Here is an 11,382-nt window from a genome sequence, read left to right on the forward strand (position 1 = left end):
TGATCTTCGGTTAGGGTTGTTTTTATAGGTCGGTGGTTTAACATAATAAAGGAGATATCAACTTTGAATTTTCAATCCGTTTGAGTATATACGTTTAAAAAACTCTTTTAACAGTATTTTGTTAAAAATTAAGCAGCGATTTTTTTCTTAAATCGAGCGGATTTAATTTTAAAATATTCTTGTGAGAGTTTTTCGTTCTTTGATAAAGCGTTTGTTGATGAGAATTCAAGCAGGGAATTGATTGCTTTTTTGAATTCATTAAAGGTAGAAGGTTTTGTTTCCATGATTTTATCCAAATAAGCATTTTGTTTTATCCAATAAACGAACGTCCATGAGATCAGACAAATATTCCAATACCGCTCAATCTTGTTAATGTGCCTTACCTGAGAATGATCAAAATAAAAAGTATCCTTCAATTCCTTGAAACAGTGTTCAATGCTCCAACGCAACAGATAGTTTGTGATAACCGTTTTCATAGAGGCATCGAGTTGGTTGGTGATAAGGATATGATGTTTTTTGTCATCTTCCCTGTTCCATTTTCCCAAAATTATCATAAACTTCAAATGGACATTCATTGCAACCATTCAGTTCGGCGTCAAACGTGTAGGTTTTATCGGAAACTTCGCTTCCATCCGAGAATTTTAAAGTAACATGCCTGATTTTGTCGGCATAATGTTTTTTGATGAGGGTCACGAGCTCATCGGGTTTGACACGACAATGTTTTTGTTTTTCCGGATGGTACATGAAGATATTTCTGTCTCGAAAGTAAGACTACAAAAAATAGCTTAAGTACATATACTACAACACGATCTGGTTATAAAACCATTTTCATTGTTTCTGGGTGTTGCTAATGCAACATGATGATTGTTTGCTTTTATTTCTGAAAAAAAGTATTTCTTTTTTGCGTGAATATGTTCGAGATACCGTTGAGATGCATACCATGAATCGAAGGCAATGGCTGAAAAATCAAAGACGTTCGAAGCAGTATCAAATATCCATTGCTATTTGTATTTTGTCTTTAAATTTGGGGTCATTTTTTCCTTACCCGAACTCGTCGGCAGGAAGGTAGGGGATAACATCCAGAGGAAAATGTTTTATTTTTGAGACAAATGCGGCGCCAACAACAACATTGCGGTTTTCCGGCCTTTTAAGCGAACCGCAATATTGCCATTTGGCGGCTTCTGTGTTTTTAGCATAGGGCTTTGGACACCCAGTATCATCTATGGTAAGGATGCTGTCTTTTGTCAATGCCTTGGTTCTTTGTTTTTAGATAATGTCCATTCTTTTCTGCTTTAATGCGGGTAAATCCCATTTGGATTCAGAAAAGAAGTATTGAAATTTCTGGTAATCCGTATGAACGTCTTGTGCCATGGCCCTCCAGTGAATTTATTTTATAGTCTTTAAACATTACGTAGGCGACAAGGAGAAACATTGCAAATTGTTTTTTAGTAAAACACGATGCAAAATGTTCAAGAAATTTATTTAATAACGATGCTTTGATAAACTCAGCAACCATATGTTTGTTATGAAAATACTCAAATCCTTTCCCTTATCATTACGAACAAGCACACTCTTTAAAACATACTCACTTTTTACTACTTTAAGATGTTGGTCGACATCTGCATAGTCCTTGTCTCTTCTTGTACTCTTTGCACATTTAGCCATCAACGGATTGTTTGCAACCACATGGGTATTCTTCATCCTTTCGCTAATCCAGGTTGTGACCAGTTCTGACTGCTTATGCCCAATGTCGTCGAGGTTTCTAATTAACACATGCCTGAATATCCGACTACATCCCTGGATAGGTCACAATCCTTTGCAGAACAAACGGTAATTACGGAAATACAATGAGTAAGAAAATGAGCCGATTTTTAATCGAGAGATACATTTTCTCTCCGTAATTTAACGAAATTGGACATCCATGTTCATGAAATATCAGACATCTCCTATGCTTATCATACATCCTTCACCACCAATGTGCCGGATAATCTCTCTTCATCGCCTTATTAAAGATAACCGCTATCACCACCATGGTAAACACTCCCAGAACGGTGGGATTCAGGATAAAAAGATACCCGACACCCAACCCCCCCGATTGAATAGCTACATATGCCGTTGCGCCTGCCGGGGGGTGTACCGAGTACGTCACAAACATAAGAACAACAGCAAGGGCAACGCCAAGCGCAAGCGACCACCACGTCACGCCAAATAAATCATAGATAATCACCCCGATACTTGCGCCAAGAAAATGCCCCATCAGAACATTCCTTGGCTGTGCCAGGGGCGACTTATACGCACAATAAAGCAATGGTGCGGTAGATCCTAAAGACCCTAATAACATCGGACAATTCCATGTAAAGGCCAGTATCGCCGTTACCCCTATCCCAAGAATCGTTCCCCAGAGAGAAAGCCACGTCTCTCTTGTGGTGAGCACGGGTTGCGGCGCTCTGGGTAACTTTTTTACATACACACAAAATTTATTTATTCCATTCATTACCAGCATTTTTTTATCCCCTCCTCTGTATAAGCCCTTTTAAAACCTCTTATTAAACAAGCAGAAAAACTCTCTTTATCTGCTACAAAATCGTTTTTTACCTCAAGTGCAACATCGATAACTTTTTTAACCTCTGTGTTTTTTCTTTTCTTGAACATCTGATAAAACTCTTCACTTCTTCCTCATCTCCAGTCGCAAGATTCACAAAAAACAATCTATGAAGTACAGAAGAGGAATTATCACCCACATCGGTTTTTCACTATCTTTGTCTTGAGGCGATTTACAAAGACAAACCAGCTTTTTGCTTTGTAACCTTATTAAATCAAGCAAGGTATAAATTTTACTTTCTGGTTCGTTGTAATAACGAAAGATATACCAATGTCGTAATGAGGAGGAAAAATACCATTTATATTTCACATAAGTGGTATTTAATCAACGTTTTATTAAAACGATTATATTTTCATCTTCTTAATAATCTGCGTCTTATCGGTTCACGAAAACATTCCATTATGCAATAGTGGTTTCAGTATGAAATTAATTATTTGCCGATAGTGTCCGAGATTTAGTGTTGTTATTTGATTCTGTATTTTAAAATCTTCCTACACAGTGTCGTTGTGGATATTCCAGGCACCTGCGAAACCTTTGTTTGAATTACCACCGTATTTGTTCATGGCCTCAATAATGGCATTTTTTTCCTGTTCAGCAAGGGTAGTAACAATAAATGTTTTCCTTCTCTCATCATCTTACGGATTTCTGGAAAGTGCGACAAATTCTTCCACGGTAACTGGAAGCGGAAGTTCATCAATATTCATTATCTCGCTTTTAGACAATGCAACTGCTATTTCTATCATATTCTGCAGTTCCCTGATGTTGCCTGGCCAGTCGTAATTCATAAATGCGTACATCGCCTCTTCGGAGAACACTCTTTTAACCTTTTTAAATTTTTCTAAAATTTTCTCTAAAAAATACTCCACTAAAAACGGAATATCTTCCCTTTGCTCCCTCAAAGGAAGAATATGAACACGTATTACATTAGATCCGAGAAAACAGATCTTTTCTAAATATTATTTTGTTAAAAATTAAGCGGCGTTTTTTTTATTAAAGCGAGCGGATTTAATTTTAAAATATTCTTGTGAGAGTTCTTCGTTCTTTGATAAAGCGTTTGTTGATGAGAATTCAAGCGGGGAATTGATTGTTTTTGAATTCATTAAAGGTAGAAGGTTTTGTTTCCATGATTTTATCCAGATAAGCGTTTTTACAGAGGTATCGAGTTGATTGGTGATAAGGACATGATATTTTTATGACAGATGCAGATATAATGCCGGATGAAAAGAATGGCGTCTTAAGGATAACGATTCATAACATGACAAACCCAGGGAACAACAGATATGTTCAGCAATTATGCGATGTACTTAATAGTTCCGAAACATTATTCCCAGGCACAAATCCGCGCCTTGTATATAATCTGGTATCAAATCAAATTCCACCAGATCGGGGGTTCTGAGATTATGCTGAATAGTTACCTAAAATCATCATAATCACCGTCTTTTTGTTATATGATTCCTGCCTTCAGACTAATTAAAAAATGACTTGAACATAAAAATGCTTTGTGGTAGAATCCCTTAGATTTTTGTGTATTTTAAGGTGGTTCACTTGTAGTGAAAACACCATCCTTTTTAACAAGCACCGCAAATTCCACATTGTCATCTATCGTCTTAGCGGTTATCGTTATGGGTTATAGGTCTTTTTTACACGCTGCAAATCCCACGCAATAATTAATATTATTGTAATTTAGATGTTAATTGTTTTATATAAAAGCAGCAGATTTCATTAAACAAAATTTAGGAGGTATCTATGGCGCGGTTGAAGCAGTTGATAGAGTTTATTAAGCGAAGAAAAAAGCTGGTAGGCTTCTTCTCCATAATTGTTCTCGTTGTTTTTTTCGTCACGTTAAATAAAGTATACCACTATTCGGAGACAAACGAGTTTTGTGCAAGCTGCCATGAAATGGATATCCATTACGAATCTTTTATGGCGTCGAAACATAATAATGAACATGTTGAACATTGTCACGCATGTCATGTGGGGCCTGGGCTGAAAGGTTACGCACACGCAAAGTTAAGCGATGGAACGCATGACTCCTTAATGCATTCATTTCAAGCCTTTTCCGACGGTTCACTCATTGAGGTTGCCGAAGACAGCATAGAGATAATAAATGGTAATTGCGAACGTTGCCACGCGGAAGGTTTTACAAAAGACAAGACGCATATCGAGTTTGTTGCAAAGAGTAGCAAGCACAGTAAGGATGGAAGGGAACTAGAAAAATTAATGTGTACCGATTGTCATTTAGGCGTTGCGCATCCGCACATGCCAGGAGACCTTTACGAGCTTTATGCCGAAAAAAAGGTGAAGCCCTATGGCAAATATAAAGAAACGGATTGTTTTGCATGCCATAAGATAGCTACTCCCGATGTCATAAAGCAATGGACGGGAAGCCCTCATGCTGCAAAAGGGGTAACCTGTATTAGCTGTCACGGCGATGACCATGGATATATCACAAAGCGACACGGTCGTGTGTCAGCGAGCGCTTGTGGAGAATGTCACATGGCTCAATTTACAGAGTTCCAGGAAAGTTCTCACCTCCAGGGACGTACGGTGGCATTTGGTGGTACGTATGATGTGATTACTACAAGGCAGCTTAGTATGGAAGGTTGCAAAGAGTGTCATAAGCTGGGTTTAACATATGAAGACGACAGGGTTGGTGGAAGTTGCAATGCATGTCACGGAAGCCATAAATTTTCTACCGTCGAAGCGATGGCTTATGACGCGTGTGAAAAATGCCATATTGGCGGACCGGAACATTCCCAGTTAAATTCAAGCGAAAATTCCGTTTTTGGAAGGGTGCAAAAGATGCGTAGTCAGGGATTAATCTCTGACGATCTGGTGAAATGCCAAGCATGTCACGGACCTAATAAATCCCATAATTTCAATAAAATATCAATCCCTCAGGAAATCGATGTGCTACTTTTCGGGGGGCACGGGTTAGTAAAAGTACCGGAAAATCATTAATAGGTTTACATGTTAAATCTTATTCAAAGTAGTCACGAAAAATCCCACCCTTATAAAGGTGGGATTTTTTATTATATCGGCATGCTTTTATATATAAGATACAAAATGCAAGTGTTTTACACGCTTTTTTAGATGTATGGGAGGACAGAATTATGGGGAAAAATATAGTTCAGAAGATTTTAAGTTCACATCTTGTTTCCGGCAGACTAAAGGCGAAAACCGAGATTGCGATTGTTATTGATCAAACCCTTACGCAAGATGCAACAGGCACGATGGCATATTTACAATTTGAGGCAATGGGGTTGCCGGGAGTTAAAACGAAGTTATCGGTGAGTTACGTCGATCATAATATGCTCCAGGCCGGATTTGAAAACTTTGATGATCATTTATTTTTGCAAAGCTTTGCAAGCAAATATGGCATATACTACTCCAAACCTGGAAATGGTATTTGCCACCAGGTACACCTCGAACGTTTCGCTGTGCCTGGTGGAACGTTGTTAGGTTCCGATAGTCATACACCAACATGCGGTGGATTGGGGATGCTTTCTATTGGGGCGGGCGGACTTGACGTTGCAATTGCAATGGCCGGAGGGTCATTTTATTTTTCAATGCCGGAAATTGTATTGGTAAAACTCTCCGGGGCCTTGTCCCCCTGGGTTACAGCAAAAGATGTAATCCTTGAATTATTAAGAAGACTTACGGTAAAAGGCGGCGTCGGGAAAATCTTTGAATATGGCGGAGAGGGAGTCAAAACGCTTACGGTAACAGAACGTGCAACTATTACCAATATGGGCGCGGAGCTTGGCGCCCTTACCTCAATTTTCCCTAGTGACGCTCAGACAAAAAAATATTTAAAAATGCAGGGGCGCGAAGATGTTTGGCAGCCTTTAAAGGCGAGCGCAAACGCACAGTATGATGAAACGGTGGAAATTGATCTTTCATCCCTGGAACCAATGGTAGCGCGGCCGCACAGTCCGGATAACGTCTGTAAGGTGAGAGAGATCCAGGGGACGATGGTACATCAGGTTTGCATAGGCAGTTGTACTAATTCATCTTATCACGATTTAATGGTAGCGGCGGCAATGTTAAAAGGGAAAAAAGTTCATCCGGACGTCAGCCTAACCATCTCCCCCGGATCACGGCAGGTACTGGAAATGATATCGAAAAACGGGGCATTAACAGATATAATTGCCGCCGGAGCAAGGATATTGGATGTTGCTTGCGGACCATGTATCGGAATGGGGCAAGCACCGCCTTCCGGAGGCGTCACTGTCCGGACATTTAACAGAAATTTTGAGGGACGAAGCGGAACCCTTGACGCAAAAGTCTATCTGGTAAGTCCGGAAACCGCGGTCATTACTGCAATAAGAGGTGTGATTAGCGATCCAAGAGATTACGACATGCCCATTATTATTAAAGATCCGAAAACATTTTTAATAGACGACAGCATGATAATCCCTCCTTCTGAAAATCCTGCACAAGTAACCATAATCAGAGGCCCTAATATTAAACCTTTGCCTAAAAAAGAACCCATGCCGGATACGTTGCATGGTGAAGTCCTTTTGAAACTAGGGGATAATATCACCACCGACCACATTATGCCGGCAGGCGCCAAGGTCTTGCCCCTGAGATCAAATATTCCCGCTATTTCTGAATTTGTGTTTGAAAAAGTTGACAAAGAGTTTGCAAAACGGGCAAAAGAAAAAGGCGGCGGTTTTTTGGTAGGCGGCATAAATTACGGACAAGGTTCCAGCAGGGAACATGCAGCGCTTGCCCCGATGTATTTGGGTGTGAAAGCTGTTATTGCAAAATCTTTTGCGCGCATTCACCGGTCAAATCTCGTTAATTTTGGCATATTGCCATTAACCTTTACCGAAGAAAATGATTACCTCGTGCTGGACCAGGGAGATAGTTTAGAATTAGTGGATATTAAGAAGCAATTAAAATCTGGCGGTATCCTTGTTGTTCATAACCGGACAAAAAATAAAGAAATCAAGGTAACGCACCTGTTATCATCCCGCGAAATTGATATCCTTTTCGCAGGAGGCCTGTTAAATTACCAGGCACAAAAAAATTAACCTAATATAAAAGTGCATTGAATTCAATAACTTATTGCCTTGTTAAAATATTAATTCATCTCCATTTTGCGAGGATATTTGTGCTGAATATCTCATCTTTTCATTCAAATACATTGTAAATACACTATGCGTATCTCTTTAACAAAATATGGCATAAGGGAACTTGTGCTTTTTGGTATACCCTGTGTTGCTGGAATTTATTTTTCCCTTATTCTTTTCCCCTGGGCTGTGCCGATTCCCTTGTTTTTTATGTTGTTCCTGCTTAATTTTTTTAGGGATCCTGAACGAAACACACCGCAAGGCAAGGGACTTGTCATTGCTCCGGCGGATGGTGTTGTCTCACACATTGTTCCTGTTTTTGAGGAACATTATCTGAAATGTGACTCAATAAAAATAAGTATTTTCATGTCAGTCACCAACGTTCATGTTAATCGTATACCGGCGTATGGAACCGTGGAATTTATCAAACATACCCCCGGTAAATTTCTGGATGCCAGGGATGACGAATGTTTCAGCAGTAACGAAAATAATGTGGTTGGGTTATCGCTGGCAGAAAAGAAAGGGAACATCGCGGTAAAACAAATTGCCGGCAGGATTGCCAGACGGATTGTATGTGCCTGCAAAATCGGCGATGTCATGCAGCAAGGCGAGCGTTTTGGCATGATAAAGTTTGGCTCACGAGTAGAAGTATTCGTTCCCAAAACCATTCCGTTCGAACCAATGGTAACGGTAGGTGGAAAAGTAACCGCCGGGAAAACAATATTGGGGAAAATGCACGGGAATGGCGCCTCTGCGGCAGAATAAAACCCGTACTTTTTTAACGAAATTTATTTCATACCTTTTGTCATTCTTCTATGTATAAGACGCTGTTATGTTCACTGGAATTATAGAACATCTGGTTGTGGTAAATAAACTCTCCACTTCTCCTCACGGAGCAGAATTGTTTTTGGATTTAGGAGGTTTTTACGATAATCTTGTAATCGGCGAAAGTATTTCCGTAAATGGTGTATGCCTTACCGTAAAAACAATTCATGGCAATGTGGTTAGTTTTGACGTTTCAGGTGAGACGCTAAAAAAAACAACAATAGGGTCTTTACGAAGCCGGGAAATGGTAAATATTGAGAGAGCGCTAAGGATTGGTGACCGGCTGGGAGGGCATTTTGTAACTGGGCATGTGGACAGCATTGGCACGATAAAAGAAAAGAAACACATTGCGGAGCAATGTCTCATAACTTTTTCCACTGATAAGAGATTTACCGGCATGTTGATTGAAAAAGGTTCCGTGGCAATAGACGGCATAAGTTTAACAAATTTTGAGGTAAAAGAAATCGCTTTCTCCGTGGCCATCATTCCCCACACACTTGCTTCAACCACGTTGGGTTATAAAAAACCGGGAGACAATGTAAACATTGAAATAGATATGATGGGAAAATGGATAAATAAACTTTTAGAAAATAATTTTACAGGGAAAAAGAGTGTTCTTACCATGGATAAGTTAATAGAACAAGGTTTTGCCTAATAAAATGAATGCCTTGTATATAAATAAAAAACCAAAACTGCTTATTGGCATTACCATGGGGGACCCTTGCGGTATTGGACCGGAAATAATTGTACGTTCCCTCGCATCTTCCGCATTAAAACGTGCTGCAAACTATATAATAATAGGGAATCAGGCTGTATTAGACAGTACGGCGCAATCTTTAAAAATTCCCTTTCGATACCGCGTTGTTTCACTTGAGACGGATATAGAGCGCGTATCCACCCCAATATCATTGCTATCTTCTGAACATTTTGACCTCAATCTTATAAAAAAAAGGCTCCCCACGGCGGAAGGGGGAGAATTATCTTTCCTATGGATAAAAAAAGGCATCGACCTTGCCTTACAGGGAAAAATTAATGCCCTCGTTACAGCGCCGATATGTAAAGAAGCTATTCACATGGCAGGCTATCAATATCCCGGCCATACGGAAATATTACGTGACCTCTCGAAAGTAAAACGCGTTGTGATGCTTATGATTGGTGGTTCGTTAAGGGTTGCCTTTGTCACTACCCATATTGCCCTGCATGAAGTTGCGCAGAGTATTACGGTTAAAAACGTTCTGGAGACAATTACCATCTGCAATACATATCTGAAAAAATATTTTACTCCAAGAAACCCAAGGATAGCCGTTTGCGGCGTTAATCCCCATGCTGGTGAAGAAGGAATTTTTGGAAATGAAGAAAAAAATATTATAGTCCCTGCCGTAAAAAAGGCAAAGAAACTAGGCGTCGAATGCAACGGCCCCGTTTCCGCAGATACCGTATTTTATAAGGCGTTAAAGGGCCAGTACGATTTGGTGGTCTCCATGTATCATGACCAGGGCGCAATCCCTTTGAAACTGCATGCCTTTGAAACAGGAGTAAACATTACACTGGGAATTCCGTTCATCAGGACCTCGCCTGACCACGGCACCGCCTACGATATTGCAGGCAAAGGCATTGCAAATCCTGATTCAATGAGGGAGGCGATAATGACGGCAATAATGATGGCAAAATGTGAAGGAAAGGTGTAACTTCTCAATAAGTTGTGGCAGGAGGTAGTAAAAAAACACCGTCTACCAAACTATTATTTTATTTATGTTTATACGGATAAACCCATATCCTATTGTTGCGGGCCATAGGAATATTTTATAAGAGGATACCACGCTGGAAGAAAATACTATTATTCCTCACACACCGGACTTTTTACGGAAACTCTTTGCCAGAAAAGGCGTCGTTCTCAATAAAAAGTACGGGCAGCACATTCTTATTGACCAGAATATCCTCTCTTACATTGCCAATAGTGCTTCTTTGCAAAAAGACGATGTGGTATTGGAAATTGGAACGGGAACAGGAAGTTTGACTAGGTATCTGGCGGAAAAGGCGTGCCATGTATTCACGGTGGAAATCGACAACAAGCTCTTCGATTTATCCTCGGAGATTCTCAAATTTTATAAAAACATTACTATTATTAATGCCGACATATTACAATCCAAACACAAACTCAATGCGGAAATCGTTACGGGGATATCCGGCTGGCTTGCAACAAATAATCATACTGCCTTCAAAGTAGTTTCCAACCTTCCCTATAACATCAGCACCCCTGTTATTATTAATCTTTTGGAAAGTGACCTGCCAATCAGCCTTATGGTACTGATGTTACAAAAAGAAATTACCGAACGTTTGACAGCTGCTCCAGGCTCCAGGGAATATGGAATCCTCTCTGTTATTACGCAACTGTTTTCGGAAGTTGAACTCATGAAAACATTGCCACCGGAAGTATTCTGGCCAAGGCCGGAAGTATCTTCCTCTATCGTAAAAATGTCTGTTCATCGGGCAAAATATGCAAACAAAATAACAGATTATCCATTTTTTATAAAAATCATTTATGCCATATTTACGTCAAGACGCAAAACACTGCTGAACAGTATTGAAAAATTGAAACTGCCAGGCGTTTCAAGAAGTGAATTGAAACGAATACTTGCTGCCATGCAGTTGAACGAAAACATTCGGGGAGAAATGTTAGATCCGGAACAATTAATCCATTTAACAGAGTCTCTCTTTCTGGCAATATCCCGCGCTAATACACTTACCTTTTGAAATGTGTCGCTAAAAACAAATATCTCGTACGAAAAAAGGGACAGGTTTAAAACCTGTCCCTTTTTTCGGCAAGTATACATCTTTAAGCAGTATTACAAATCCTTAACCCCAGTGCCTCTAAAC

General features: G+C 39.8%; 14 protein-coding genes. 7 read left to right on the plus strand and 7 right to left on the minus strand.

Annotated features, from left to right (window positions below; all coding sequences use genetic code 11):
• Positions 1-128: 128 nt before the first annotated feature.
• The 7 genes from M5U24_RS18360 to M5U24_RS18390 all read right to left on the minus strand — a co-directional run bounded on the left by M5U24_RS18360 (position 129) and on the right by M5U24_RS18390 (position 3,387).
• The gene (locus M5U24_RS18360) at positions 129-554 is read right to left on the minus strand and encodes a transposase (protein WP_157820612.1); all 426 of its coding nucleotides are present in this window, start codon (positions 552-554) and stop codon (positions 129-131) included.
• Entirely contained in the window at positions 520-744 is a 225-nt protein-coding gene (locus tag M5U24_RS18365; RefSeq protein WP_164994617.1) for a hypothetical protein, read from the minus strand. Before M5U24_RS18365 ends, M5U24_RS18360 begins: the two co-directional genes overlap by 35 nt.
• A gap of 297 nt (positions 745-1,041) precedes the next feature.
• Positions 1,042-1,248 (minus strand): transposase, encoded by a 207-nt coding sequence (locus M5U24_RS18370; protein ID WP_099325817.1) that lies wholly within the window; start codon positions 1,246-1,248, stop codon positions 1,042-1,044.
• Positions 1,249-1,482: 234 nt separating this feature from the next.
• Complete coding sequence (locus tag M5U24_RS18375) at positions 1,483-1,773, minus strand: hypothetical protein (RefSeq protein ID WP_157820613.1); 291 nt, start codon at positions 1,771-1,773, stop codon at positions 1,483-1,485.
• A gap of 193 nt (positions 1,774-1,966) precedes the next feature.
• On the minus strand, positions 1,967-2,503 hold the full coding sequence (locus M5U24_RS18380; protein ID WP_099325819.1) for an HPP family protein: 537 nt from the start codon (positions 2,501-2,503) through the stop codon (positions 1,967-1,969).
• The gene (locus M5U24_RS18385; protein ID WP_157820614.1) at positions 2,494-2,652 is read right to left on the minus strand and encodes a hypothetical protein; all 159 of its coding nucleotides are present in this window, start codon (positions 2,650-2,652) and stop codon (positions 2,494-2,496) included. Before M5U24_RS18385 ends, M5U24_RS18380 begins: the two co-directional genes overlap by 10 nt.
• 585 nt (positions 2,653-3,237) lie before the next feature.
• Positions 3,238-3,387 (minus strand): hypothetical protein, encoded by a 150-nt coding sequence (locus M5U24_RS18390; protein WP_164994618.1) that lies wholly within the window; start codon positions 3,385-3,387, stop codon positions 3,238-3,240.
• 407 nt (positions 3,388-3,794) lie between these two features.
• Between M5U24_RS18390 and M5U24_RS18395 the strand changes: the two genes are divergently transcribed.
• The 7 genes from M5U24_RS18395 to rsmA all read left to right on the plus strand — a co-directional run bounded on the left by M5U24_RS18395 (position 3,795) and on the right by rsmA (position 11,259).
• Positions 3,795-3,998, plus strand: coding sequence for a putative transposase (locus tag M5U24_RS18395; protein ID WP_099325821.1), 204 nt, complete (start codon positions 3,795-3,797; stop codon positions 3,996-3,998).
• 350 nt (positions 3,999-4,348) lie between these two features.
• Complete coding sequence (locus M5U24_RS18400; RefSeq protein WP_099325822.1) at positions 4,349-5,563, plus strand: NapC/NirT family cytochrome c; 1,215 nt, start codon at positions 4,349-4,351, stop codon at positions 5,561-5,563.
• 152 nt (positions 5,564-5,715) lie between these two features.
• Positions 5,716-7,641, plus strand: a complete 1,926-nt coding sequence (locus M5U24_RS18405; RefSeq protein ID WP_298203214.1) for an aconitate hydratase — start codon at positions 5,716-5,718, stop codon at positions 7,639-7,641.
• Positions 7,642-7,767: 126 nt separating this feature from the next.
• Positions 7,768-8,445 (plus strand): phosphatidylserine decarboxylase family protein, encoded by a 678-nt coding sequence (locus M5U24_RS18410; RefSeq protein WP_099325824.1) that lies wholly within the window; start codon positions 7,768-7,770, stop codon positions 8,443-8,445.
• A gap of 67 nt (positions 8,446-8,512) precedes the next feature.
• Positions 8,513-9,160 (plus strand): riboflavin synthase, encoded by a 648-nt coding sequence (locus M5U24_RS18415; protein ID WP_099325825.1) that lies wholly within the window; start codon positions 8,513-8,515, stop codon positions 9,158-9,160.
• Positions 9,153-10,193, plus strand: a complete 1,041-nt coding sequence (gene pdxA, locus M5U24_RS18420; RefSeq protein ID WP_157820615.1) for a 4-hydroxythreonine-4-phosphate dehydrogenase PdxA — start codon at positions 9,153-9,155, stop codon at positions 10,191-10,193. The genes M5U24_RS18415 and pdxA overlap by 8 nt, the downstream gene beginning before the upstream one ends.
• Before the next feature lie 151 nt (positions 10,194-10,344).
• Positions 10,345-11,259, plus strand: a complete 915-nt coding sequence (gene rsmA / locus M5U24_RS18425) for a 16S rRNA (adenine(1518)-N(6)/adenine(1519)-N(6))-dimethyltransferase RsmA (RefSeq protein ID WP_298203220.1) — start codon at positions 10,345-10,347, stop codon at positions 11,257-11,259.
• The last annotated feature ends 123 nt before the right edge of the window (positions 11,260-11,382 follow it).

Source organism: Candidatus Kuenenia sp., from assembly GCF_027493735.1.
GTDB lineage: Bacteria > Planctomycetota > Brocadiia > Brocadiales > Brocadiaceae > Kuenenia > Kuenenia stuttgartiensis_A.

What these genes read in the sequence shown, in the direction of transcription:
- M5U24_RS18380 (WP_099325819.1), bottom strand. Translation starts at nt 2,503, where the DNA reads ATGCTGGTAATGAATGGAATAAATAAATTTTGTGTGTATGTAAAAAAG.
- M5U24_RS18415 (WP_099325825.1), top strand. Translation starts at nt 8,513, where the DNA reads ATGTTCACTGGAATTATAGAACATCTGGTTGTGGTAAATAAACTCTCC.
- M5U24_RS18360 (WP_157820612.1), bottom strand. Translation starts at nt 554, where the DNA reads ATGATAATTTTGGGAAAATGGAACAGGGAAGATGACAAAAAACATCAT.
- M5U24_RS18400 (WP_099325822.1), top strand. Translation starts at nt 4,349, where the DNA reads ATGGCGCGGTTGAAGCAGTTGATAGAGTTTATTAAGCGAAGAAAAAAG.
- M5U24_RS18395 (WP_099325821.1), top strand. Translation starts at nt 3,795, where the DNA reads ATGACAGATGCAGATATAATGCCGGATGAAAAGAATGGCGTCTTAAGG.
- M5U24_RS18390 (WP_164994618.1), bottom strand. Translation starts at nt 3,387, where the DNA reads ATGAATTACGACTGGCCAGGCAACATCAGGGAACTGCAGAATATGATA.
- M5U24_RS18385 (WP_157820614.1), bottom strand. Translation starts at nt 2,652, where the DNA reads ATGTTCAAGAAAAGAAAAAACACAGAGGTTAAAAAAGTTATCGATGTT.
- M5U24_RS18405 (WP_298203214.1), top strand. Translation starts at nt 5,716, where the DNA reads ATGGGGAAAAATATAGTTCAGAAGATTTTAAGTTCACATCTTGTTTCC.
- M5U24_RS18365 (WP_164994617.1), bottom strand. Translation starts at nt 744, where the DNA reads ATGTACCATCCGGAAAAACAAAAACATTGTCGTGTCAAACCCGATGAG.
- M5U24_RS18410 (WP_099325824.1), top strand. Translation starts at nt 7,768, where the DNA reads ATGCGTATCTCTTTAACAAAATATGGCATAAGGGAACTTGTGCTTTTT.